Origin of the sequence: Rhizobium herbae, assembly GCF_019511375.1 — a bacterium.
GTDB classification, from domain to species: Bacteria; Pseudomonadota; Alphaproteobacteria; order Rhizobiales; family Rhizobiaceae; genus Pararhizobium; species Pararhizobium herbae_A.
On record NZ_JAEUAO010000001.1, the window covers coordinates 147,035 to 171,307 of the forward strand.

General features: G+C 60.5%; 20 protein-coding genes. 18 read left to right on the forward strand and 2 right to left on the reverse strand.

The features are described 5' to 3' along the window. Positions 1-101 precede the first annotated feature (101 nt). The 11 genes from pyrH to lpxB all read left to right on the forward strand — a co-directional run bounded on the left by pyrH (position 102) and on the right by lpxB (position 11,248). On the forward strand, positions 102-824 hold the full coding sequence (gene pyrH / locus JNB71_RS00790; protein WP_018325205.1) for a UMP kinase: 723 nt from the start codon (positions 102-104) through the stop codon (positions 822-824). A gap of 50 nt (positions 825-874) precedes the next feature. Next, complete coding sequence (frr, locus tag JNB71_RS00795; RefSeq protein ID WP_220369972.1) at positions 875-1,435, forward strand: ribosome recycling factor; 561 nt, start codon at positions 875-877, stop codon at positions 1,433-1,435. Between the two features lie 38 nt (positions 1,436-1,473). Then, a complete protein-coding gene (locus JNB71_RS00800) occupies positions 1,474-2,217 on the forward strand; it encodes an isoprenyl transferase (RefSeq protein WP_220369973.1) in 744 nt (247 codons plus the stop codon). Next, on the forward strand, positions 2,217-3,050 hold the full coding sequence (locus JNB71_RS00805) for a phosphatidate cytidylyltransferase (RefSeq protein ID WP_220369974.1): 834 nt from the start codon (positions 2,217-2,219) through the stop codon (positions 3,048-3,050). Before JNB71_RS00800 ends, JNB71_RS00805 begins: the two co-directional genes overlap by 1 nt. Positions 3,051-3,079: 29 nt before the next feature. Next, positions 3,080-4,213, forward strand: coding sequence for an RIP metalloprotease RseP (gene rseP, locus JNB71_RS00810; RefSeq protein ID WP_220369975.1), 1,134 nt, complete (start codon positions 3,080-3,082; stop codon positions 4,211-4,213). A gap of 248 nt (positions 4,214-4,461) precedes the next feature. Next, positions 4,462-6,792 (forward strand): outer membrane protein assembly factor BamA, encoded by a 2,331-nt coding sequence (gene bamA / locus JNB71_RS00815; protein ID WP_220369976.1) that lies wholly within the window; start codon positions 4,462-4,464, stop codon positions 6,790-6,792. A 48-nt stretch (positions 6,793-6,840) separates the two neighbouring features. Next, a complete protein-coding gene (lpxD, locus tag JNB71_RS00820; protein ID WP_220369977.1) occupies positions 6,841-7,905 on the forward strand; it encodes a UDP-3-O-(3-hydroxymyristoyl)glucosamine N-acyltransferase in 1,065 nt (354 codons plus the stop codon). Continuing rightward, positions 7,898-8,365: a 3-hydroxyacyl-ACP dehydratase FabZ gene (gene fabZ / locus JNB71_RS00825; protein ID WP_018325212.1), complete on the forward strand. Its 468-nt coding sequence runs from the start codon at positions 7,898-7,900 to the stop codon at positions 8,363-8,365. Before lpxD ends, fabZ begins: the two co-directional genes overlap by 8 nt. Before the next feature lie 2 nt (positions 8,366-8,367). Next, a complete protein-coding gene (gene lpxA, locus JNB71_RS00830; RefSeq protein ID WP_431027826.1) occupies positions 8,368-9,180 on the forward strand; it encodes an acyl-ACP--UDP-N-acetylglucosamine O-acyltransferase in 813 nt (270 codons plus the stop codon). 5 nt (positions 9,181-9,185) lie between these two features. Beyond that, a complete protein-coding gene (locus tag JNB71_RS00835; RefSeq protein ID WP_220369978.1) occupies positions 9,186-10,067 on the forward strand; it encodes an LpxI family protein in 882 nt (293 codons plus the stop codon). After that, entirely contained in the window at positions 10,064-11,248 is a 1,185-nt protein-coding gene (lpxB, locus tag JNB71_RS00840) for a lipid-A-disaccharide synthase (RefSeq protein WP_220369979.1), read from the forward strand. The genes JNB71_RS00835 and lpxB overlap by 4 nt, the downstream gene beginning before the upstream one ends. A 27-nt stretch (positions 11,249-11,275) precedes the next feature. Here lpxB and gltA read toward each other — a convergent pair whose 3' ends face one another. Continuing rightward, positions 11,276-12,565 (reverse strand): citrate synthase, encoded by a 1,290-nt coding sequence (gene gltA / locus JNB71_RS00845; RefSeq protein ID WP_018325216.1) that lies wholly within the window; start codon positions 12,563-12,565, stop codon positions 11,276-11,278. A gap of 556 nt (positions 12,566-13,121) precedes the next feature. Here gltA and JNB71_RS00850 point away from each other — a divergent pair. The 3 genes from JNB71_RS00850 to exbD all read left to right on the forward strand — a co-directional run bounded on the left by JNB71_RS00850 (position 13,122) and on the right by exbD (position 16,996). Beyond that, entirely contained in the window at positions 13,122-15,356 is a 2,235-nt protein-coding gene (locus tag JNB71_RS00850; protein WP_346657244.1) for a ComEC/Rec2 family competence protein, read from the forward strand. A gap of 231 nt (positions 15,357-15,587) precedes the next feature. Next, on the forward strand, positions 15,588-16,565 hold the full coding sequence (gene exbB / locus JNB71_RS00855; RefSeq protein WP_220369980.1) for a tonB-system energizer ExbB: 978 nt from the start codon (positions 15,588-15,590) through the stop codon (positions 16,563-16,565). 5 nt (positions 16,566-16,570) lie between these two features. Then, positions 16,571-16,996 carry a TonB system transport protein ExbD gene (exbD, locus tag JNB71_RS00860; protein ID WP_220369981.1) on the forward strand — a complete coding sequence of 142 codons (426 nt, stop codon included), beginning with the start codon at positions 16,571-16,573 and terminating at the stop codon, positions 16,994-16,996. A gap of 9 nt (positions 16,997-17,005) precedes the next feature. Here the strand turns inward: exbD and JNB71_RS00865 are convergent, their stop codons facing one another. Continuing rightward, complete coding sequence (locus JNB71_RS00865) at positions 17,006-17,512, reverse strand: acyloxyacyl hydrolase (protein ID WP_220369982.1); 507 nt, start codon at positions 17,510-17,512, stop codon at positions 17,006-17,008. Between the two features lie 337 nt (positions 17,513-17,849). Between JNB71_RS00865 and JNB71_RS00870 the strand changes: the two genes are divergently transcribed. From JNB71_RS00870 to JNB71_RS00885, 4 genes are all read left to right on the forward strand, one after another. Further along, the gene (locus tag JNB71_RS00870) at positions 17,850-18,515 is read left to right on the forward strand and encodes a protein-L-isoaspartate O-methyltransferase family protein (RefSeq protein ID WP_220371105.1); all 666 of its coding nucleotides are present in this window, start codon (positions 17,850-17,852) and stop codon (positions 18,513-18,515) included. Between the two features lie 297 nt (positions 18,516-18,812). Next, the gene (locus tag JNB71_RS00875; RefSeq protein WP_431027829.1) at positions 18,813-20,186 is read left to right on the forward strand and encodes a TolC family outer membrane protein; all 1,374 of its coding nucleotides are present in this window, start codon (positions 18,813-18,815) and stop codon (positions 20,184-20,186) included. A 226-nt stretch (positions 20,187-20,412) separates the two neighbouring features. Beyond that, positions 20,413-21,267, forward strand: a complete 855-nt coding sequence (locus JNB71_RS00880; protein ID WP_220369983.1) for a PopZ family protein — start codon at positions 20,413-20,415, stop codon at positions 21,265-21,267. 128 nt (positions 21,268-21,395) lie between these two features. After that, on the forward strand, positions 21,396-24,236 hold the full coding sequence (locus JNB71_RS00885) for a valine--tRNA ligase (protein ID WP_220369984.1): 2,841 nt from the start codon (positions 21,396-21,398) through the stop codon (positions 24,234-24,236). Positions 24,237-24,273 lie beyond the last annotated feature (37 nt).

The following is a 24,273-nucleotide window of genomic DNA, read 5'->3' on the forward strand; positions in this document are numbered from 1 at the left end:
CTCCCTCGGAAAATGATAGAGGTGATATTGGCCGCGCGGGGATGAAAGATCAGTTTTACACACCATTTCGCATAGGTGTGCCTTCTTGGACAGGAGTGACGATGTCGGCCGAACCTCTCTTCAAACGCGTGCTGCTAAAAGCTTCGGGCGAAGCGCTCATGGGGAACCAGGGCTTCGGCATCGATGTCGCGGTTGCCGACCGGATCGCCTCGGACATTGCCCAAGCGCGCGCCATGGGAGTGGAAGTCGGCGTGGTGGTCGGCGGTGGCAACATTTTTCGCGGGGTCGCCGTGGCATCCAAGGGCGGCGACCGGGTAACCGGCGACCACATGGGCATGCTGGCAACGGTGATCAACGCGTTGGCTCTGGCGACGTCCCTGCGCAAACTCGACATCGACACCGTGGTGCTCTCGGCAATTGCCATGCCGGAAATCTGCGAAAGCTTTTCGCAGCGCGCGACGCTTTATCATCTCTCGCTCGGCCGCGTGGTGATCTTTGCCGGCGGTACCGGCAATCCGTTCTTTACCACCGATAGTGCGGCTGCGCTGCGTGCAGCCGAAATGGGCGCGGAGGCGATCTTCAAGGGAACGCAGGTCGACGGCATCTACACCGCCGACCCGAAGAAAGATCCGACCGCGACGCGTTTCGACCGCTTGACGCACAGCGAAGTTCTGGAGCGAGGCTTGGCTGTCATGGATGTTGCTGCCGTGGCGCTGGCGCGCGAAAACAGCATTCCGATCATCGTGTTCTCGATCCATGAAAAGGGCGGCTTCGCAGAAATCTTGACCGGCGGCGGCCGAGCCACCATCGTAACAGACAATTGAGTAACACAGGGCGGTAGCCACGCCGCCGCGATAAAACGGGAGTTTGATCCATGAGTGAAGGTATTGACCTGAGTGATCTGAAGCGCCGCATGGAAGGTGCGATCGCTGCGTTCAAGCACGATATCGCATCGCTGCGCACCGGTCGTGCATCCGCCAATGTTCTCGACCCGGTTATGGTTGAAGCCTATGGTTCGCGCGTTCCGCTGAACCAGGTCGCCAACATCACTGTCCCGGAACCGCGTATGCTCGGCGTTTCGATCTGGGACAAGTCCATGGTCGGCGCCGTCGATCGTGCAATCCGGGAATCGAATCTCGGCCTCAATCCGATCGTGGACGGCCAGAATCTGCGCATTCCCTTGCCCGAGCTCAATGAAGAGCGCCGCAAGTCGCTGGTGAAAGTTGCGCATGAGTACAGCGAGAAGGCCAAGATCGCGGTGCGCAACGTTCGTCGCGACGGCATGGACAGCTTGAAAAAAGCCGAAAAGGACGGCGACATTGGCCAGGACGTGAGCCGCAGCCAGTCGGAAAAGGTCCAGAAAATGACCGACGAGATGATTTCCGACATCGACCGCTTGCTCGCCGAGAAGGAAAAGGAAATCATGCAGGTCTAGACTGCCCTTTTCCGAGTCTCTGTTTTTCCGGGCTGCTGATGTCGAACCCATTGACTAGAAATGTTCCCACGCACGTTGCCATCATCATGGACGGCAACGGACGGTGGGCCAATTCGCGGGGGCTTCCCCGCACGATGGGGCATCGCAAGGGGGTAGAAGCCGTCCGTGAGGCGGTGCGGACCGCCGGTGAGGTGGGCATCCGTTATCTCACGCTGTTTGCCTTCTCATCCGAAAACTGGAGCCGGCCGGAGGCAGAGGTCTCGGACCTGATGGGGCTGCTGAAGGCCTTCGTCCGACGCGATCTTGCGGATCTGCACCGGCAGAACGTTCGTATCCGGGTGATCGGTGACAAGACCAATCTTCGCGGTGATATTCTGCCCTTGCTGATCGAGGCGGAGGACACGACGCGCAACAATACCGGCATCACGCTCGTCATCGCGTTTAACTACGGTTCTCGCGATGAAATCACCCGCGCCATGCAGGCTCTGGCGGTCGATGTCCAGCAAGGACGGTTGACGGCCGACCAGATCACGCCGGAGCGCATCGCCAGCCGGCTCGACACGGCCGGCATTCCCGATCCGGACCTTATCTTGCGCACCAGTGGCGAAGAGCGTCTGTCGAATTTCCTCCTTTGGCAGGCGGCCTATTCCGAGCTTCTGTTCGTTCCTGAACTCTGGCCTGATTTCAGCCGCGAGGTTTTCCTGGACGCGCTGAAGGCCTACGCGGGACGGGAACGTCGGTTCGGCGGACTGTCGCAGCCCACGCTGGCAGTTGGCTCCTGATGCAAAAAGAGCTGCAACTGCGCATCGTTTCCGGCCTTGTTCTGGCGGTCGTCACACTTGGCGCGACCTGGGCCGGCGGAACCGTCTTCCAATTGCTCTCCGTCGCCATCGCGCTCCTCGTCTATCATGAATGGTCGACGATCACCCGGCTCGCCGAGCGCGATTTCCGGGGCAATGCCTTCGGCTGGCTTTCGCAGGCGGCGATCGCCGCTCTCATTCTGTTCGACAATGCGCAGCTGACTTTGCTTGTCCTGGCAGCGTGTGCCCTTGCAGGCGCCATCTGGGTCTTTTTGCGGGGCGGCAGCTGGTGGCTGCCCGGCGGCATCGTCTATGCCGGTCTTACCGGCATCTCGCTCTCGGCGATCCGGGGCGACAGCGATATCGGCCTGGTCGCGATGATCTTTATTTTCGCGGTGGTCTGGGGGACGGATATTCTCGCCTATTTCATCGGTCGGGCGATCGGCGGTCCAAAGCTCGCGCCGCGCATTTCGCCTGGCAAGACCTGGTCGGGCGCAATCGGTGGCGCGGTCTCGGGCGTGATAGCGGGCGTCGTGGTATTTCTCAGCCATTTTTCGATGGACGACGTGCGCATTCCCTTGCTGGCTCTTGCCCTGTCGGTCGCCAGCCAGATCGGTGATCTCTTCGAATCCTATATCAAACGCCGGTTTGGCGTGAAGGATTCGAGCCGGCTCATTCCAGGTCATGGCGGTGTCATGGATCGTGTCGACGGACTTGTTTTTGCCTGTTTTGCCGCGCTTCTATTTGTCTTGGTGCAAGTCATGGCTGCCGGTGGACAAAATGCGCCCATGGGGGCGATCCTGCTGGGGCCGTAAAATGGCGCCGCACCTGATCGGGGGATGACATGGCTTACCTGGCCGATGTGCTTCACTTTATTCTCGGCTATATCGTGCCGTTTTTGCTGGTTTTGACGCTGATCGTCTTCGTGCACGAGATGGGCCACTACCTTGTCGGGCGCTGGTCCGGTATCCGCATCCTCGCCTTCTCCGTCGGTTTCGGCCCCGAATTGCTCGGCTACACCGACAAACGCGGCACGCGCTGGAAGGTCTGTGCCATTCCGCTTGGCGGCTACGTCAAGTTCTTCGGCGATGAGGATCCCGCGAGCGTTCCGGACTACAGCCGCCTTGATCAATATTCCACCGAGGATCGCGGCCGCACCTTCCTTGGGGCCAAGCTTTGGAAGCGTGCTGCCACAGTTGCCGCCGGCCCCATCGCCAACTTCATTCTGGCGATCGCAATCTTCGCCGTGCTTTTCGCCATCTACGGCAAGCCTGTGGCTGACCCGGTCGTCGCCGAAGTCAAGGAAAACAGTGCAGCCGCCCAGGCTGGTGTGCTGCCCGGCGACCTGCTCGTTTCCATCGACGGTACGCCGGTGACGACATTCGACGACGTGCGCCGCTATGTCAGCGTCCGACCGGAAACGCCGATCACCATCCAGATCAAGCGCAAGGGAGAGTTGCTGGATCTGCCGATGGTGCCTGAGCGCACCGAGATTACCGATCAGTTCGGCAACAAGATGGAGCTTGGAATCATCGGCATCCTGACGAACCAGGAGACCGGCAATTTCCGCCTGCAGCATTTTGGCCCGATCGAGGCTGTCGGGCAGGGGGTGATCGAGAGCTGGCATATCGTCACCGGCACATTCAATTATCTGGCCAATCTCGTTACCGGCCGGATGAAGGCCGACCAGCTTGGTGGGCCGATCCGGGTTGCCCAGGCCTCCGGCCAGATGGCGACCATCGGCGTCGCAGCCGTCCTGCAACTGGCGGCAGTACTTTCAGTTTCCATTGGACTTCTCAATCTTATGCCGGTTCCCGTACTTGATGGCGGTCATCTGATGTTTTATGCGGTGGAGGCCATCCGTGGAAAACCTGTCGGACCGGGGGCGCAGGACATCGCTTTCCGTATTGGGTTTGCCATGGTCCTGATGCTGATGGTTTTCGCCACGTGGAACGACATCAGCTCGCTTCTTGGCTAGGAATTCGAGGCTTGTGCGGGGCCGCAGGCCATTCGAGGGACGTTCAACGTCAGGGGAATTCAATGGGTTGATTGAAAGGAATTGTTTACGATAAAGCAATTCCGTAGTGGCCGTTAGGACACGGTTTCAATTGAAGTAAATAGAAATTAACGAGCTCCCTTGCTTGTATGAGAAAAGCGGTTAAAACGGCAACCGTGACCGGAGTCGGTACGAGTTCGCTGCGGGGCATTGGGAAGAAGGTAAGGTTTATGAAAGCTGGTTCAAGGTTTTTGAACGCGGTGTCGGCGGTTGCGCTGTCCACTGGGATTGTCGCATCGGGGACTGGCATTGTAACGCTTGCAAGTGCATCTGTCGCAGAAGCCGCAACGATCAGCCGCGTGGAAGTCCGCGGCGCCACTCGTGTCAGCCCGGAGACTGTCCGCGCAAACATCACCATCGTTCCCGGCAAGAGCTTCAGCAATGCTGATATCGATTCTTCCGTAAAGCGCCTCTATTCGACCGGCTATTTCTCCGACGTCAGCATCAATATCTCCGGCGGCACGCTTGTTGTCACCGTGAGCGAAAACCAGCTCGTCAACCAGGTTGTTTTCAACGGTAACCGCAAGATCAAGGACGAAAAGCTGCAGGCTGTCGTTCGCACGCGTTCGCTCGGCCCTTACAGCGAGGCGACGGCTGAATCCGATATTCAGGCCATCAAGGATGCCTATGCGGCCATGGGCCGTAACGACGTCACGGTCACAACGCAGGTCGTTCCGATTGCGGAAGGTCGCGTCAATCTCGCTTTCGTTATCAACGAAGGCGAGCGCACCAAAATCAAGCAGATCAATTTCGTCGGCAACAATGCCTATAGCGACGGCCGTCTCCAGGCAGTGATCGCGACGAAGGAATCGGGCATCTTCTCCTTCCTGAATCGCAAGGACGTCTACAACGCCGACAAATTGCGTGCGGATGAGGAACTGCTGCGCCAGTTCTATTACAATCGCGGCTATGCGGATTTCCGCGTCGTTTCGTCGGACGCAGTCCTGGATGAATCCAGCAATGAATACACCGTGACGATCACCGTCGAAGAGGGCGAGCGCTACAATTTCGGGCCGGTCAATGTCGAATCGACCGTCGAAGGGATCAATGCCGAAGAATTGAAGGGTCTGGTGCAGACCTCGGAAGGCTCGGTCTATAAGGCCAAGGACGTTCAGGAAAGCATTTCCGCGATTTCCAGGCGCGTTGCGGCGCAAGGCTATCCGTTCGCGCGCGTCACCCCGCGCGGCAACCGTGATTTCGGCAACCGGACGATCGCCGTCGATTATCTGGTCGATCAGGGCGAGCGCGCCTATATCGAACGCATCGAAATCCGCGGCAACACCCGTACGCGCGACTACGTCATCCGGCGCGAATTCGACGTGAGCGAAGGCGATGCGTTCAATCAGGAGATGATTGCCACCGCCAAGCGCCGCCTTGACGCGCTCGGTTATTTCTCAGCCGTCAATATCAGCACGCAGCCGGGCAGTGCGGCTGACCGTGTCGTCATCGTCGTTGACGTGCAGGACCAGTCAACCGGCTCGTTCGGCATCGGCGCCGGTTATGCGGCCGGCAGCGGCGGCGGCTTCCTTGTCGAAGCCTCGATCGAAGAAAAGAACTTCCTCGGCCGCGGCCAGTATATCCGCTTGGCCGCCGGGCGTGGCCAGGACAGCCGCACCTATAACGTCTCGTTCACCGAGCCCTATTTCCTCGGCTATCGTCTGGCTGCCGGTTTCGATGTCTTCAAGAACGAAAACGACTATGATGAAGACAACTACAGCTATGAGGACAGCGGCTTCAGTCTGCGCGTAACTGCGCCGATCACCGAAAGACTGTCGACCACGCTGCGCTACAACTTTACGCAGATGGATTATCATGGCGATACGGATGATCTTTCGAGCCCCTATGATCGTGTCGTCAATGGCTCGCCCTGGGAGCGGTCTTCGGTCTCGCAGACGCTGACGTATAATTCACTCGACGATGCCCAGCAGGCGCACGAGGGTATCCTCGCTTCAGCCACGCAGGAATATGCAGGCCTCGGTGGCACGTCTGACTTCTACAAGCTGACCGGCAAGTTCAAGTGGTACTATACGGTGCACGACGACGCCGATATCATCGCGTCATTGGCTGGTAGTGCCGGCCATGTGTTCAATACCGGTGGCGAAATGGAAGTGTTCGACCAGTTCCAGTTGGGCAGCAACGATATCCGCGGCTTCGAGCGCAACGGCGTCGGCCCGCGTGCTGCAAACGGCGACGCGATCGGCGGAACGACCTATTTCACGGCTTCTGCCGAGGCGACCTTCCCGCTGCCGTTTGTTGCCCGCGACGCAGGCTTCCGCGGCGCTGTATTTGCCGATGCCGGTACGCTTTACGGCAACGAGGTGGACGTGACTGCAGCCGACGGGGTTCGCGGCACCGACAGCTCGCTTCGGGCGTCCGTTGGTCTCGGTCTGCTCTGGGCGTCGCCCTTCGGTCCGCTGCGCATCGACTACGCAATCCCGGTTGCCAAGGAAGACTTCGACAGGGTTCAGAACCTCAAGTTCGGTATCTCGTCCTCCTTCTGATCCTTGCAGTCCAGAACTGCCTGCCAAAACTGTTCTGGAGTGTTGGCCATGGAATATAACTGGTTCTTCCCGCCGCATGAGGGGGTTCGCCTGATCGATCTGGCGGACCAAATCGGCGCGACGCTTGAGGATAAGAGCTCTGCCGACCGGATTGTCCGGTCGGTTGCTCCCGTCTATCGGGCTAAGGAGGGCGACATTTGCTATATGTTGTCCCGCAAGAGCCGCGATGAACTGGAAACCTGCCAGGCGACCGCAATCGTCTGCGACAAGACCATTGCACCACTGGTTCCCTCTCACATCCCTGTTTTGCTGACCGCGCATCCGCATACGGCTTTCGCTTTGGCGGGGACCTATCTGCATGAAGCGGCGATGCGTCCGTCGCGCAATCTTTCGCAGGCCGGAATTTCCGCTGCGGCGGTGATCGATCCGCAGGCGCGGCTGGAGCCGAATGTCGAGGTCGAGCCGATGGCCGTGATCGGTGCAGGCGCCGAAATCGGCGAGGGGACGCGGATCGGCGCGGGGGTGGTAATCGGACCTGGCGTGCGAATCGGACGGGACTGCACGATTTCCGCCGGCGCGAGCATCCTGTGTGCGCTCGTTGGAAACAACGTCATTATCCATCCCGGCGCCCGCATCGGCCAAGACGGTTTCGGCTATGCGCCGGGCCCAAAGGGCGGGATGATCAAGATCGTCCAGATCGGCCGGGTCATCATCCAGGACAATGTGGAGATCGGCGCTGGCACGACGATCGATCGTGGCACGATGGACGACACCGTCATCGGCGAAGGCACCAAGATCGATAACCAGGTTCAGATCGGCCACAATGTCCGCATCGGCCGGCATTGCGGCATCGTCAGCCAGGTTGGCATCGCCGGCAGTACCATCGTTGGCGACGGCGTGATGATCGGCGGCGCAGCAGCAGTAAATGGTCATATCAAGATCGGTGACCGGGCCCAAATCGCCGCCATGAGCGGCGTCGCCTCGGATGTTCCCCCCAACGAGCGTTACGGCGGAATACCGGCGCGTCCGATGCGCGACTTCCTTCGCGATGTCGCGGAAATCACGGCGCGGGTGCACAACAGACAGAAGAAATCGGGAGGCAACAATGAGTGAAGCAGGAACGACCGTTCTCGGTACGGCCGACATCCGGGAAATCTTGAAGCTGCTTCCTCATCGCTATCCGTTCCTGCTCGTCGACCGCATCATCGAGATCGACGGCGACAATTCCGCGATCGGCATCAAGAACGTGACGGCCAATGAGCCTCACTTTACCGGCCATTTCCCTGAACAACCGATCATGCCGGGAGTTCTGCTTATCGAAGGAATGGCCCAGACGGCGGGCGCCATCTGCGCCCGCAAGACCGGCGACGGCAGCAATCTGGTTTACTTCATGACGATCGACAATGCCCGTTTCCGCAAGCCGGTCGTGCCCGGCGATCGCGTCGAGTTCCATGTCGTCAAGCAGAAGCAGCGCGGTAATATCTGGAAATTTCATTGTGATGCAAAAGTTGACGGGCAACTTGTCGCGGAAGCTGATATCGGCGCGATGATTATCAGCAAGGAAGACGCCTGACCATGATTGCAGCCACTGCGAAGATCCATCCGCTCTCGGTAATCGAAGACGGAGCGGTGATCGGCGACAACGTCGTTGTCGGGCCATTCTGCCATATCGGCCCGAAGGTCGTGCTCGGCGACAGCGTCGAACTTATCAGCCACGTAATCGTGCTTGGCCGCACCACGGTCGGCAAGGGATCGAAGATCTTTCCGTCCGCTGTGATCGGCGGCGATTCGCAGAGCGTGCACCACAGCGCCGTCGACACGACGCTGACGATCGGTGAAAACTGCACGATCCGCGAAGGCGTGACAATGAATACCGGCACCGTCGAGCACGGTGGTGCGACGATCATCGGTGACAACAACCTGTTCCTCGCCTATGCGCATGTCGCGCATGACTGCCGTCTGGGCAACAACATCATCCTGTCCAACAACGTCATGCTGGCGGGACATGTGACGGTCGAAGACCGCGCCATTCTCGGCGGCGGTTCGGCGGTTCACCAGTTCACCCGCATCGGCCGGCAAGCCTTTATCGGCGGTCTCTCGGCCGTCAGCTACGATGTCATCCCATACGGCATGCTGAACGGGAACCCGGGTATCCTGAGCGGCCTTAATGTCGTCGGCATGGCGCGGGCGGGCATCGAAAAGGCGACGATTCATGAGGTCCGCCGCGCCTATAAGCAGATATTTGAAGGACCTGAGTCCATCCGTGCCAATGCTGCTGCCATTCGTGCGAATTACGCCGATTGTGCGCCGGCCATGGAAATTCTCGATTTCATCGCCGCCGAGAGCGATCGCGCTTTGTCTTCGCCAAGCCGAGCAAAAAAAGGCTGAGCGTTATGGCTATCGACAGCCGGCCGGAAACAGGCGGGAGGCTGGCCATCATCGCCGGTGGCGGCATGCTGCCCCATCACGTGGCCGAGGCCGCGCAGGCGATAGGCGAAAATCCGTACATCATCGCGCTCACCAACGAGACAGGACTGGATTGGTCTGATTTCGATCACCAGTTCCTGGGGATCGGCAATTTCAAGGCGATCAGCGCGGTCTTCCGCACCGAAGGGATCGATCGTGTCGTCCTGTCCGGCGCCGTTCGCCGTCGCCCGGAATGGCGTGACATCAAGCCCACTTTCAAGACGCTCGCCAGGGTACCCGGTGTGCTGAAGACATTGCTGTCGGGCGGCGATGATGCGGTTTTGAAAATGGCCATCGAACTCATCGAGGCAAGCGGCGCCCGCGTCATCGGCGTGCAAGACATCATTCCGGAACTGCTGGCGCAAACCGGGCCACTCGGCGCAATCGAGCCGGATCGGGACGACTGGAAGGATATCGAAGTTGCCGCCGCCGCCGCGGTCGCGCTCGGTCGGCTTGATGTCGGCCAGGGCGCAGTGGCTGTCGGCGGGCGCGTGGTCGCTCTCGAGGGGCCGGAGGGAACGGATGCGATGCTTGCCCGTGTTGCGGGGCTGAGGACCGAGGGACGGATTTCGACCCGCCGACGCGGCGTTCTGGTCAAGCTCTGCAAGCCGCAGCAGGATCTGCGCGCCGATCTCCCTTCAATCGGCACATCGACGATCGAGGGGGCCCGGGCTGCCGGGCTTGCGGGCATTGCCATAGAGGCGGGGCGTGCGCTGGTGCTTGAGCGGTCGGCGACGATTTCACAGGCGAACGAAGCCGGCATCTTCGTCACCGGAATCGATCGCGCATTTCTGCGAGACTTGCGATGAGCAAAAGCGACCTCAAGCTTGCCGTCATTGCCGGCGAGGTTTCCGGCGACCTGCTTGGGGCTGATCTGGTGAAGGCGTTGCGCCCCCTTGTTGGCGGCGATCTGTCCGTTGTCGGTGTCGGCGGCGAGGGTTTGGAAGCGGAAGGCCTGAACTCGCTGTTCGACTATTCCGAGCTTTCCATCATGGGCATTTCGCAGGTGCTGGTGAAATTGCCGAAGCTCATTTTGCGCATTCGCCAGACGGCACAGGCGATCGTCGCCTCAGCTCCCGATATCCTCGTTATCATCGACAGTCCGGATTTCACGCACCGCGTGGCAAGAATTGTCCGTAAATCCTTGCCGGACCTGCCGATTGTCAACTATGTCTGCCCAAGTGTCTGGGCGTGGAAATCCGAGCGCGCCGTCAACATGCGGCCGTATATCGACCACGTGCTTGCCGTGCTTCCCTTCGAGCCCGAGGTGATGCGAAGTCTCGGAGGTCCGCCGACCACCTATGTCGGGCACCGGCTGGCAAGCGACGCGGATGTCCTGCAGGTGCGAGCGCGACAACTGGGGAAACATGTAGCAGAAGCGGGCATGTTGCCTGCCACCTGCCTCTTGCTGCCTGGATCCCGCGCCAGTGAGATCACTCGTCTGCTGCCCGATTTCGGCGAGACGGCCAAGGAGCTTCGCAGCCGTCACCCGGACATGCGGTTCTTGCTGCCGACCGTCCCGAGACAGGAAGGTTTGGTACGGCAGATCACGGCGTCGTGGGCCACCAAGCCGGAAATCACCATCGGGCCTGCCGCCAAGTGGCAGGCTTTCGCTCAGGCCGACGCTGCAATCGCGGCGTCCGGCACCGTCATTCTTGAACTGGCGCTGGCCGGCATACCGGTGATTTCGGCGTACAAGGCTGACTGGATCATTCGGCTGATGCACAAGCGTATCAAGATATGGACGGCCGCCATTCCAAATCTCGTGGCAGATTACCCGGTCGTTCCGGAATATCTGAACGAGGCCATCCGGCCCGGCGCCTTGGCGCGCTGGATGGAACGCCTCACCACCGCCACGCCGGAACGCGAGGCCATGCTGTCCGGCTTTCGAACGGTCTGGCAGCGAATGGCGACAGAAAGGCCGCCCGGTGAGGCCGCCGCCCGGATCGTTCTCGAAGTTCTTAACGCAAAAAAGCCCGGCCATCTCTGACCGGGCATTCAGCCGGCTGCCTGAAACTCAGCGCTTGGAGACCGGGACGTAGTCGCGCTCCGGCGCGCCGATATACAGCTGGCGCGGACGGCCAATGCGCTGTTCCGGGTCCTCGATCATCTCGTTCCACTGGGCGATCCAGCCGACCGTGCGGGCAAGCGCGAACAGCACGGTAAACATGGTCGTGGGGAAGCCCAGCGCCTTCAGCGTGATGCCCGAGTAGAAGTCGATGTTCGGATAGAGCTTCTTCTCGATGAAGTAGCTGTCAGTCAGAGCGATACGCTCGAGTTCCATCGCCACTTCGAGCAACGGATCGTCCTTGTGACCAAGCTCGGCCAGGACCTCATGCGTGGTCTTCTGCATGATCTTGGCGCGCGGATCATAGTTCTTGTAGACCCGGTGGCCGAAGCCCATGAGGCGGAACGGATCGTTCTTGTCCTTGGCGCGGGCGACGAATTCCGGAATGCGGTCGACCGTGCCGATTTCCGAAAGCATGTTGAGCGCTGCTTCGTTGGCGCCGCCGTGGGCCGGACCCCAGAGGCAGGCGATGCCGGCCGCAATGCAGGCGAACGGATTGGCACCCGACGAGCCGGCGAGGCGAACCGTCGAGGTCGAGGCGTTCTGCTCGTGGTCGGCATGCAGGATGAAGATGCGGTCCATGGCGCGCGACAGAACCGGATTGACGACATAGTCTTCGCACGGCACGGCAAAGCACATGCGCAGGAAGTTCGACGCATAATCGAGGTCGTTCTTCGGATAAACGAAGGGCTGACCGATATGGTACTTGTAGGCCATCGCGGCAAGCGTCGGCATCTTGGCGATCATGCGCAGGCTGGCGACCATGCGTTGATGCGGATCGGTAATGTCGGTGGAGTCGTGATAGAACGCCGACAGGGCGCCGACACAGCCGCACATGACGGCCATCGGGTGGGCGTCGCGGCGGAACCCGGTGAAGAAGCGGGACATCTGCTCATGCACCATCGTGTGGTGCGTGACCCGGTAGTCGAAGTCCTTCTTCTGAGCGGCCGTCGGCAATTCACCGTAGAGCAGCAGGTAGCAGACTTCGAGGAAATCGCCGTGTTCGGCGAGCTGTTCGATCGGATAGCCGCGATGCAGGAGGACGCCCTGATCTCCATCGATATAGGTGATCTTCGATTCACACGATGCTGTCGAGGTGAAGCCGGGATCGTAGGTGAACTGGCCGGTCTGCTTGTAGAGCGTGCCGATATCGACCACATCCGGACCAATCGACCCCGATCGCACCGGTAACTCTACCGTTTTGTTGTCGACGGTGACGACTGCGCTTTTTCCTGTCATGGGGATCCTCCGTTTGCAGCAAATTGGCACACATGCCGCAGATATTAAAGCCGACCATGTGCTACCCGATTTACACACGGCTGCCAAGTTGAACGAAAGGCAAATTGTGCGATGCAAAAATAGGCATATGGCGACGCAATAATTACATGTTCCGCCAATATGTCCAATGGGATAATGGCGCTGAAAAACAGCCTTTTCAAACGGCAATGAGACTATGCCTGTTTTCTAGGCAAAAATCTCAAAGGTTGCATTTCGATATCCGCGGTTGCACAGTGAAACCGGGGCTGGCGCGGATGGAATAGCGTCCATGGGCAAGGGACAGGGGCCGATTGAGGCAACACGCACGCGATTTTTCGGCGCTCAACCCAGCGCGCTCGAAACCACCATCCAAGTACCTGAAATAATTTACGAACCGCTGAAAGCCGATGGTCGTGGGCTGCATGTCTCCTTTCCCTTGGCTATAGGCGCCCGGTTCCGGCGAAAGAAATGGCGCGCCGCGTTTCGGCGTGCGGTGGAGGAAGAGCAGGCTTTTGGCCATGTGTTCCTGTTTGCGCCGGTGTTTCTCGGCCTGGGCGCTCTGGCTTGGTTTTCCTTAGCCCAAACGCCTGGCTTTCTCAAAACTGCACTGCTGATGTGCATTTTCGGCATGGCAGCGCTCCTGCTTCGGCCGAGCTTCTGGCGCATGGTCGCCCTTCTCGCCACCCTGTTTTTTGCCGGCATGGTTTTGGCGGCGGGCGAGACGGCGCGGAAGAACACGGTGCTGCTGGACACGCCGGTTACGACCGTCGTTCGCGGCACCGTCATCGCCAGAGAGAGCACCGATCGGGGGTACTGGCGATATACCGTCAATGTCGCCCAAACCTCGCATCCCGCTTTGAAGCGGGCGCCTGCAACGGTGACACTCCTCTCCCGCAGCAGGTCAACGCCGGTCCAAATCGGTGGCGGGATTGAGGGCAAGGCGCGGCTTTCGCCACCATCCGGTCCGGCTCTTCGCGGTCTCAACGACTTTGCCTTCGACAGCTATTTCAAGGGCATTGGGGCGGTTGGATATTTCTATGGCAAACCGGCAGCAGTCGCGGTTGTGCCGGACAGCGCCACCCAAGGCCAGATTGCGACTTGGCTTGCGCGCGCGCAGGAGACGATCGCGCAAATGCGCGAGACGGTCGGTGCGCGCATCCGCAGCACGATCGGGGGCGATGCGGGGGCGATCGCCGCGGCCCTGGTGACGGCGGAAGAGCGCGCGATCAGTCGTCCGACGATCGAGGCTTTACGCGAGGCGGGGCTGGCGCATGTGCTCGCCATTTCCGGCCTGAACATGGTGCTGGCGGCAGGGACTTTCCTGATCGGCGCGCGAACGTTTCTCAGTCTCATCCCCGGGCTGGCACACCGGTTTGCGATCAAGAAGCTGGCGGCTGCCGGTGCCCTGATCATGGTGTTCGTCTATATCCTGATCTCCGGCGGGGCCGTTTCGGCCGTGCGATCGTGGATCATGATTTCCATCATGCTGATCGCCGTATTCTTCGACCGGCCGTCGATCAGCCTGCGCAACGTGGCGCTATCGGCATTGATCATTCTGGCGATCACGCCGTCCGCGGTGACGGGGCCAGGATTCCAGATGTCCTTTGCCGCAACGTTGGCCCTGGTGGCGGGCTATGGACATTGGCGGGAGCGGCCAGGCCGCGAACCGGTGTCCGGCAAGCGCACGGCAGGACCCCTCAAGGCCGTTAGCGGGTTTTTCGCGGGCTTGCTGCTCAGTTCCTTCATCGGCGGCCTATCGACGATGATCTATTCCGCGGGGCACTTCCATCGTCTTGCAGCCTATGGGCTTGTCGGCAACATCCTTGCCATGCCGGTGATCAGCGTTCTGGTCATGCCGTTCGGGCTGCTTGCGATGCTGCTGATGCCTTTCGGTTTGGATCGCTATCCGCTGCTCGTCGTGGGACAGGGGCTGGACTGGGTGATTTCCATCGCCAACATGGTATCGTCCTGGGGCGGCGAAGTGACGACCGGCCGGGTGCCGGACAGCGCCTTCATACTGATTGCGACCGGAGGTATTCTCGCCTGTCTGTCGCGGACATGGCTCGCTTTGTCGGGAATGGTGGTGATCGCCGCCGGGCTCCTGGCCGGATGGGGTGGCGCGAGCCCGCGTCCGGACCTCGTGATTGCCGAAGATGGCCGTCTGGTCGCAATGATCGAGCAAGGCCAGGCGGCGAGCAACCGCACCAACCCGGCTGACTTCGTGTTTTCGCAATGGCAGCGAGCCTTGCGTTTGGACGGGCATCAAAAGCCGCAGCAGCGCGCCGACCTGGCGCCCAAGGACGCGAATGCGCCGCCACCGGAAAGGGCAGGAAGCGGTGCGGGGCCGAAAAGCAAGACACCGATCGACAGGGATGCAGCGCGAACGGCTGTCCGCCGGCTGCTGGCGGAAGCCCCGCCGGTGCATTTCGCCTGCGTGCCGAAACACTGGTGTGCGGCAACCGCGCGCGCGGGATGGCGTATCGTCACGGTGGAAGATGCACGCCTTGTCGGCATCGCCTGTGACGAGGCCGACATCATCGTCACGCCCGTCATGCTGCAGTTTCAGGACTGCCGGTCCGGCGCCATGTTGCTCAGCGGTCAAAGCCTGAGGCGAACAGGCGCCGTCGAGATATTCGCTGTCTCCGTGGACGAGGCTGGCCGGCAGAATGGCAAGGCGGGGATGCGCGTTGAGACTGCCTTGGACCAGCTCCAGCGTCCTTGGGGTCGCCACAGGACCTATGATTGGCGAACCGGGGAGTTCAACGCTCCCTGAGTGCGTTGAAGCGCGCGCCTGCCTTGGGCGCGGTGACCGTCGAGCGCACGAATATACGTGATATATAAAGGAGTGCTTATTCTTGATAAAAATAGTCCACAAATTCTTGCGTTTCCGCCATAGTCTGTCGTATGAAGCCGCGGCGACGTTGGCGTTGCGCCTTCGTCAGGATTTGCGGTCCCACATCTTTCGGTGGGGTGGCAGGGCGATTGAATAAGGTGGGGATAGGTCATGCCGAACCGGGCGATGCCAAAATGGATGATGCTGGCCGTGCTGCTGGCGTTCTCGAATGCTGGAGCGATACACGCGCAGGAGAACCCGGCTTCCGGTGCGACCGAGACGCATCAGCCGGGTGAAGCAATGCCCGCGGGCGAAGTCAGCCAGATTGCGCCGGTCGATCGAGCCGACAATGCAGACGCTATGGCGCAGAGCCAGGAGCACAGGGCAACATCCGCCAATCCGGTGCTGCCGCATGACCTGTCGCCGCTCGGAATGTTTCTTGCTGCCGATATCGTCGTCAAAGGCGTGATGGGTGCGCTTGCGCTGGCATCGGTTGCCACATGGGCGATCCTGCTTGTCAAACTGTTCGAACTGGCCGCCGCCAAGCGAGGCGTCAAGCTGGCGGTCCGTTTGTTGACGGAGGCGGTTGTGCTGCGTGATGTCGGCGAAAGCCTGTCCGGCAGGTCCGCCCCGGCAAGCCGTATGATTGCCGCTGCCAACGATGAACTGGCGAAATCGGAAGCGGTTCTCGATATTGTATCGGCACAGGGCGTCAAGGAGCGCGTCGCCTCACAGCTCGCCCGCATCGAGGCTGGCGCCGGAAAGCGCATCGCGGGCGGTACCGGCATACTTGCGACGATCGGCTCGATCTCGCCATTCGTCGGGCTTTTCGGCACGGTCTGGGGCATCATGAATTCGTTCATCGGCATCAGCCAGGCGCAGACGACCAATCTGGCGATCGTTGCGCCGGGTATTGCCGAAGCGCTGCTGGCAACGGCCGTCGGCCTTGTAGCCGCCATCCCGGCCGTGGTCGTCTACAACTATTTCGCCCGTTCGATCAGCGGCTACCGCCTGATCCTTGCCGATGCCTCCGCCGCGGTCGAGCGGCTCGTCAGCCGCGACCTCGACTTCCGCCAGGCGCGCCGACACATGCCGCGCAAGGCCGAAAGCCATATGCATTCGGACGCCGGCATCGCACGGATCGGATAAGGATCATGGCCAGCAAAATCAGCGAAGGCGCCGACGACCTCGAAGAAAACAGCGAGATCAACGTCACGCCCTTTATCGACGTGATGCTCGTGCTGCTGATCATCTTCATGGTGGCGGCGCCGCTCGCCACCGTCGACATGAAGGTAGATCTGCCGCAATCGGCAGCGCAGCCGGCCAAGCGTGACGACAAGCCCGTTTTCGTAACGTTGAAGGCGGATCTGTCTCTGGCGCTAGGCAACGAGGAAACGGGCCGCGACAACTTCGTCGCAGAGCTTAATCGGATCACTGACGGCAACACGCAGAAGCGCATCCTGCTGCGCGCCGACAAGGCCGTCGACTACGGTGAACTGATGGAAGTGATGAACCTCATTCAGCGGGCGGGCTATACGAAAATCGGATTGGTCGGCCTGGAAGCTGCGCCGGCTGGTTGAGTGTCGTGCCTAGAATTTATAACCGATCGCAAGACCGGCATGGCTGAGGCCATCATTCGACCCGTCGCAGAGATTGGCATTCGACGAATGGTCCGCGGTGGCCAAAACCTGCCAGTTGTCCGTTATCCGGTAACCGACGGCGAGTTGTTCCCGAAACAGAAAGCGGCAGCCGAGTTTCGGCCCCTTCGTGCCGTCGTCATTCAAGTCGCCGTTATTCACCGCGCCGCCGAGACCGAGTTCGACAAAGAGCTTGTCGGTGACATTTGCGGTCCAGGCGAAGCCGCCATAGACCTGATCGACGCCGTCACCGGTTCCAACCGAAGCACCGAGATAGATCCTCGGCTCCTGGACGGATTGTTGCCACGTCACCGCGGCAACACTCGACAGGGGATCAAAGAAGATTGTGGCGGAGGGAAAGATGCCGGATTCGTGCGTGCCGCTCCCATTGATCGAGGCGCTGGTTCCAAAACGCAGCTCGTCGAAAGCCGCGTCGGCGGCGACTCCATCGTGATGCATTACGAAAGAAGAAAGCAAAGCGACTGAAACAAACCCAAGCTTTGTATTGGGCCTGTATTTCCTTCTAGAATTCGCCTGCACTCTATCCAGTCCCCTTGGTTCGCATGCATATCAGGAATCGTCACATTTTCCCTCTTGCCGGGATGTCAGATTACGACTGCCCGCTTTCGCCAAGCTTGCTTTTTTGCAAGAACTGCGTTCCATAGCTTGAAACGGCGGGGGCGCGGATTTATGAGCGTGACCAAGCCCGGTCGCCTGAGCGCTGCCGGTTGTTTTATCTGCGCGGGCAAAGAGCACGCAAACGCCGGAGACGATCCGGATCATGAGGGCAGGCAGGATGAATTTCGAAGCAGCACGCATCAAGATGGTCGATAACCAGATCCGCACCACGGACGTGACGTCGCATGCCGTTCTCTCGGCATTTCTATCGGTCCCGCGGGAAGAGTTCGTACCTGCCGCGATGAAGCCGCTCGCCTATATCGACACAGACATCGAGCTGACGGCAAGCGATGCGTCCGAACGGCGCTACCTGATGGAACCATCGCCGCTGGCAAAGCTACTGCAACTGGCTTCGGTTACCAAGACCGACAAGGTTCTTGAAATCGGCTGTGGCACGGGTTACGCGTCGGCGATCCTTTCGACGCTCGCCGCGTCGGTCGTGGCGCTCGAAAGCGATGCCGTGCTTGCCTCCGAGGCGACCGAAACGCTTGCGCGTCTCGGCTACTCGAACGTCTCTGTGGTCACCGGTGATCTTGAAAAGGGCCATGCGGCCGCCGCGCCATATGACGTGATCTTCGTCCACGGCGCGGTCGAGACCGTCCCTGATTCCCTCTTTGCGCAGTTGAGTGACGGCGGCCGCCTTGTCGCCGTGGTCGGGTCCGGCAACGCCTCTCGAGCCAAAGTCTGCCTCCATGAAAACGGCATCACCTCGGAGCGCCTGGCCTTCAATACTGCCGTGAAGCCATTACCAGGCTTCCGGCTTGCTCGCGAATTCGTCTTTTGATAGCCTCTTGATGAGGGGCCTCAACATTTGATTGTGAGTCCGCAAATTGCACGTGCGACAGCGTGATGTCCGTTTTCTCTTCAATCTGGACCGTTGGAGAGGGAGGCTGCGGTTGTCGATATCAAATTAGGGGTTTCTAAAAGTTCCTCTGGGATGATAAGAGCGGGGGTAATCGGTCGCTTGTGGAAGCCTCCGTCGGTCGAATGCAGGACGTTAGGCTTCCGGGCAGTCCGGATGCCGTCGCTTTGCCAAACTGGGAAGGGCTGGAGCACCGGCTTTCCTACCGGAGTAGAGATTTTGTCGATTTTCCTTAGAACAGCTGCGGCAGCAGCCCTGTCCACCGCCTTGTCGCTCCTGCCGTATGCCGTTTCCGCTGAAACCATCTATGGCGCGATGGAGAAGGCCTATCAGAACAACCCGGATCTCAATGCCGTTCGTGCCGGGCTTCGCGCCACCGATGAAGGCGTGCCGATCGCCAAGTCCGGCTATCGGCCGCGCGTATCGGCAACGGCCACCGGAACATTGACGCGGCTTGATCAGGAATTCATCCCGCGGCCTCTGGACTTTCATGACGGCTCGGCCGGAATCACCATTACCCAACAGGTGTTCGATGGCTTTCAGACCTTGAACAACGTCAGGGCGGCCGAAGCGACGGTCTACTCCAGCCGCGAAACGCTCAAGGCCAACGAGATATCCATCCTGCTGGCGGCCGCGGAATCCTACGCGAATATCGCGCGTGATCAGCGGATCGTGTCGATCCGCAAGCAGAATCTGGCCTTCCTCAAGGAACAGTTGAATGCCGCCGAGGCGCGGCTGAGTGTCGGCGAGGGGACGCGAACGGACGTCAGCCAGGCGCAAGCCGAACTGGCCAATGCGCAGGCGCTGCTCGTTAACGCGGTGGCCCAGCTGAAGGAAAGCGAAGCGGTTTATGTACAGATCGTGGGCGATGCGCCGAAGGGAATCAAGCAGCCGTCGCCCGCGTCGAAGGGCCTGCCGAAAAACCTGGACCAGGCGGTTGCCACCGGTCTGCGCGAGAATCCGTCCATCGCTGCTGCCCAGTATGAGGTCGATGCGGCGGGTTACAGGGTGAAATCTGCCGAAGGCACGATGTTGCCGGGGGTCGTCGTTCAAGGGGCTCTCACGCGCAACACTGGCAACGAGCCCGGCTCGAGTCTTGACAGCACGACAGCCAGCGTCACCGCACGGCTCGAGATCCCGCTCTACCAGGGTGGGGCGGAATATGGTCAGATCCGCCAGGCCAAGGAGCGACTGGGTCAACAGCGTATCCTCGTCGATTCCGCCCGTGCGGACGTTCAGCAGACAATCGTCAGCGCGCATGCACAGCTCGAGGCCGCACTGGCAAACATTTCAGCCAACCGCGCGCAGGTGAGTGCTGCAAACATGGCGCTGGAAGGCGTCATCGAAGAGCGCAAGGTGGGCCAGCGTACGACGCTCGACGTGCTTGACGCCCAGCAGACCGTGCTGTCCGCAGAGGAGAGCCTGGTATCGTCGCAGCGCAATGCCGTTGTAGCCAGCTATTCCCTTCTGGCCGCAATGGGACGGCTGACCGTCAAGAGCCAGGGCCTCCAGGTTGCCGAATATCGTGCGGAGGAACATTACGAGGCCGTGAAGGACAAGTGGTTCGGATTGCGAACCGTCGATGGTCGCTGACCCGCGCGCCTCACTCGGCCAGTGAATTTCGCGAAAGCCGTGCGCCAGCAATGGACGCGCGGCTTTCCCGTTTAAGGGCAGTGGGTGCCGTCACGAACAAATCTGTGCAAGAATCCAACTTGATGATTCGCGTCGTTTTTTTCGGCGCCGGACTCGCATACAGTCCGCGTCAACGACTGAGCGGCAATGTTTCGATCAAACGCGACCGCAGAACACGGGGAAGATCATGGCACAACCCAATGTAGCGCGTGAACCTTCGATGGACGAGATTCTCGCCTCCATTCGAAAGATCATCGAAAGCAATGAACCGGGCATACCCGGGTTTCCCGCCAATGACCTCGGTCCCGCCTCCAGCGAAGACTATCGCTCCGACGTCACCTATGACGACGACAGTTTCGAAGACGTGCACCTGACGATCGACGACGGAGTGCTGGTTGCGGAATTCGAGGCGGGGGTGCAACGGCCTTCTGTGCCCGCGGAGCATCCACCGCAGGAGCCACAGAGGGGCAGTGCGATGCCTGGTGTTTCCGCCGGGACACCACCGCAATCTCTCGCCGATGTCGCAGCGCGCGTGCGGGCTGCATCCGAGCGGCATGCCGCTCCGCTTCGGGCGCCGGAGGCTGCAGGCAATGCAGCGGTAAAATCGGACAGCCCGCTGGTTACGTCACGTATGGCGCCGGTTGCTGCATCCCAGCCGGCAAACGGCGCGCCGCACGTGGAAACTGCCGCGGTGACGCCTGCCGTGGTTTCCCAGCAGCCCGCGGCAGCCGCCGAAGAAAAGCGGGATGAAGCGCAATCGCCAAGCATCTCGGAGCCCACCGCGCAAAGCCATCCGCCTGCCGTTGTCGCTGAAAGGGAGGTTGCCGCCCTTGTTTCACCGGCCGTCGGCGAACAGGTCGCCCGGTCCTTTGGGGATCTGGCCCTCGCGATCGATAGCAGCGCCCGGCGTTCCTTTGACGAGATCGCCGAGGATATGCTGCGGCCGATGCTGCAGGAATGGCTGGACGACAACTTGCCGACGCTCGTGGAGCGTCTCGTGCGTGAAGAAATCGAGCGCGTCGCGCGCGGTCCGCGGCGCTAAAACTGAGAAAGTTTCCGACGCCAAGCCGCCAGCAATCGCACTGGCGGCTTTTTTGCTGTTATTGTTGACACCAATGCCTCGTTCGGATTTACAAACCACCCATATCAATCAGCAAGTTTGGCTTCAGAATGCTTGAAAAAACCTATGATTCCGCCGCTGTCGAACCCCGCATCGCCAAGATCTGGGATGACGAGGACGCCTTCCGCGCCGGCGCGGGTGCAAAACCGGGTGCCGAGACTTTCTGCATCGTCATTCCGCCGCCGAACGTCACCGGCTCGCTGCACATGGGCCACGCGCTGAACAATACGCTGCAGGACATCATGGTGCGCTTCGAGCGCATGCGTGGCAAGGATGTGCTCTGGCAGCCGGGCATGGATCATGCCGGCATCGCCACCCAGATGGTCGTCGAGCGGCAGCTGATGGAACGGCAACAGCACCGCCGCGAAATGGGCCGCGACGCCTTTATCGACAAGGTCTGGGAATGGAAGGCCGAATCCGGCGGTCTGATCTTCAACCAGCTGAAGCGGCTCGGCGCCTCTTGCGACTGGTCTCGCGAACGCTTCACCATGGACGAGGGCCTGTCGAAGGCTGTTCTCGAAGTCTTCGTCTCTCTCTACAAGGACGGCCTGATCTACAAGGACAAGCGGCTGGTCAATTGGGATCCGAAGCTTCTGACGGCGATTTCCGACCTGGAGGTCGAGCAGGTCGAGGTGACTGGCAGCCTCTGGCACTTGCGCTACCCGCTGGAAGACGGCGTCACTTACCAGCATCCCATTGCCTTTGACGAGGATGGCAATCCGACCGATTGGGAAGCGCGCGACTATCTGGTCGTCGCGACGACACGGCCGGAAACCATGCTCGGCGATACCGGCGTTGCGGTCCATCCGAGCGACGAGCGCTACAAGTCCATTATCGGCAAGCATGTCGTTCTGCCGCTCATCGGACGGCGAATTCCGATCGTTGCCGACGAATATCCGGACCCGACGGCGGGCACCGGTGCGGTCAAGATGACGCCGGCGCATGACTTCAACGACTTCGATGTCGGCAGGCGCCACCACCTCCGGCAGGTCAACATTCTGACCATTGATGGTCACCTGACGCTGGCTGGCAATGAGGATTTCCTCCACGAATTGCCGTCGGGCCATGATCTGGAAGCCCTCATATCCAAGCTTGACGGGGTCGAGCGCTTCGCTGCGCGCAAAATGATCGTTGCGATGTTCGAAGAGCGCGGCCTGCTCGACAAGATCGAGCCGCACAAGCATACGATCCCGCATGGCGACCGCGGCGGCGTTCCGATCGAGCCGCGACTGACGGAGCAATGGTATGTCGATGCCAAGACCCTCGCCAAGCCCGCGATCGCGTCGGTACGCGAAGGCCGCACGAACTTCGTCCCGAAGAACTGGGAAAAGACCTATTTCGAATGGATGGAAAACATCCAGCCCTGGTGCGTTTCCCGTCAGCTCTGGTGGGGTCACCAGATTCCGGCCTGGTACGGACCGGACGGACAGGTCTTCGTCGAAAAGACAGAGGAAGAAGCGCTGCATGCCGCCATCCAGCATTATCTCTCGCATGAAGGCCCGATGAAAGCCTATGTCGAGGATCTGCTCGAGAACTTCCGTCCAGGCGAAATTCTCACCCGGGATGAGGATGTGCTCGACACCTGGTTCTCGTCGGCGCTCTGGCCTTTCTCGACGCTCGGCTGGCCCGATAAGACCCCCGAACTCGACAAATACTATCAGACCGACGTCCTGGTGACGGGCTTCGACATCATCTTCTTCTGGGTCGCCCGCATGATGATGATGGGCTTGCATTTCATGAAGGATAAGGACGGTACCCCGGTCGAGCCTTTCCACACCGTCTATGTGCATGCGCTGGTCCGAGACAAGAACGGCCAGAAGATGTCGAAGTCCAAGGGCAACGTCATCGATCCGTTGGAGCTCATCGACGAATACGGCGCGGACGCGCTGCGCTTCACGCTGGCGATCATGGCGGCGCAGGGCCGCGACGTGAAGCTCGATCCGGCCCGCATCGCCGGCTATCGCAATTTCGGCACCAAGCTCTGGAACGCGACGCGCTTTGCCGGCATGAACGGCGTTGCCAACGATCCGAAGTTCGTTCCGGAAACCTGCTCCCTGACGATCAACCGCTGGATCCTGACCGAACTGTCACGCACCATTCGCGATGTCACCGAGGCGATCGAGAGCTACCGTTTCAACGAGGCGGCGGGCACCCTCTACCGCTTCGTCTGGAACCAGTTCTGCGACTGGTATCTCGAGCTGCTGAAACCCGTCTTTGGCGGGGAGGACGAGGCGGCAAAGGCGGAATCGCAGGCCTGCGTCGCCTATGTCCTCGACGAGACGTACAAGCTCCTGCATCCGTTCATGCCGTTCATGACCGAGGAGCTTTGGGCGCAGACCGCAGGTGAGGGCAAGGCGCGCGAGGGACTTCTTTGCCATGCCGAATGGCCGGCCGCCTCCTACGCGGATGATGCTGCGGCAGGCGAAATCAACTGGCTGATCGACCTGGTATCGGGCATCCGTTCGGTGCGCTCGGAGATGAACGTCCCGCCGGCCGCGATTGCTCCCCTCGTCGTCGTCGGAGCCAGCTTTTCGACCAGGGAGCGCCTGCAGAGCCATGCGGCTGCGATCCGCCGGCTTGCGCGCGTTGACGCAATCGACCTTGGGGCAACGGCGCCGAAGGGCAGCGCCCAGATCGTTGTCGGCGAGGCGACGGTCTGCCTGCCGCTCGGCAGCCTCATCGACCTTGCTGCCGAGAAGTCCCGGCTTGAAAAGGCGATCGCCAAAGTTGATCAGGAACGCGAACGCATCCTTGGCAAGCTGTCGAACGAAAAATTTGTCGCCAACGCTCGACCCGATGTCGTTGAGGCGGAGCGAGAGCGTCTGGCTGAGCTCGATGGGCAGAAGGCGTCGCTTGGTGTGGCGCTGACACGTGTATCGGACGCCAGCTGACGATCATGGCAACAAGGGCTTGATTGGATCGAAAAGG

Coding starts and splice junctions, on each gene's coding strand:
- gltA (WP_018325216.1), bottom strand. CDS start 12,565: ATGACAGGAAAAAGCGCAGTCGTCACCGTCGACAACAAAACGGTAGAG.
- JNB71_RS00870 (WP_220371105.1), top strand. CDS start 17,850: ATGAATTTCGAAGCAGCACGCATCAAGATGGTCGATAACCAGATCCGC.
- rseP (WP_220369975.1), top strand. CDS start 3,080: ATGGCTTACCTGGCCGATGTGCTTCACTTTATTCTCGGCTATATCGTG.
- JNB71_RS00835 (WP_220369978.1), top strand. CDS start 9,186: ATGGCTATCGACAGCCGGCCGGAAACAGGCGGGAGGCTGGCCATCATC.
- exbD (WP_220369981.1), top strand. CDS start 16,571: ATGGCCAGCAAAATCAGCGAAGGCGCCGACGACCTCGAAGAAAACAGC.
- pyrH (WP_018325205.1), top strand. CDS start 102: ATGTCGGCCGAACCTCTCTTCAAACGCGTGCTGCTAAAAGCTTCGGGC.
- fabZ (WP_018325212.1), top strand. CDS start 7,898: ATGAGTGAAGCAGGAACGACCGTTCTCGGTACGGCCGACATCCGGGAA.
- JNB71_RS00865 (WP_220369982.1), bottom strand. CDS start 17,512: ATGCATCACGATGGAGTCGCCGCCGACGCGGCTTTCGACGAGCTGCGT.
- JNB71_RS00805 (WP_220369974.1), top strand. CDS start 2,217: ATGCAAAAAGAGCTGCAACTGCGCATCGTTTCCGGCCTTGTTCTGGCG.
- exbB (WP_220369980.1), top strand. CDS start 15,588: ATGCCGAACCGGGCGATGCCAAAATGGATGATGCTGGCCGTGCTGCTG.
- lpxB (WP_220369979.1), top strand. CDS start 10,064: ATGAGCAAAAGCGACCTCAAGCTTGCCGTCATTGCCGGCGAGGTTTCC.
- lpxA (WP_431027826.1), top strand. CDS start 8,368: ATGATTGCAGCCACTGCGAAGATCCATCCGCTCTCGGTAATCGAAGAC.
- JNB71_RS00885 (WP_220369984.1), top strand. CDS start 21,396: ATGCTTGAAAAAACCTATGATTCCGCCGCTGTCGAACCCCGCATCGCC.
- JNB71_RS00800 (WP_220369973.1), top strand. CDS start 1,474: ATGTCGAACCCATTGACTAGAAATGTTCCCACGCACGTTGCCATCATC.
- JNB71_RS00880 (WP_220369983.1), top strand. CDS start 20,413: ATGGCACAACCCAATGTAGCGCGTGAACCTTCGATGGACGAGATTCTC.
- lpxD (WP_220369977.1), top strand. CDS start 6,841: ATGGAATATAACTGGTTCTTCCCGCCGCATGAGGGGGTTCGCCTGATC.
- bamA (WP_220369976.1), top strand. CDS start 4,462: ATGAAAGCTGGTTCAAGGTTTTTGAACGCGGTGTCGGCGGTTGCGCTG.
- frr (WP_220369972.1), top strand. CDS start 875: ATGAGTGAAGGTATTGACCTGAGTGATCTGAAGCGCCGCATGGAAGGT.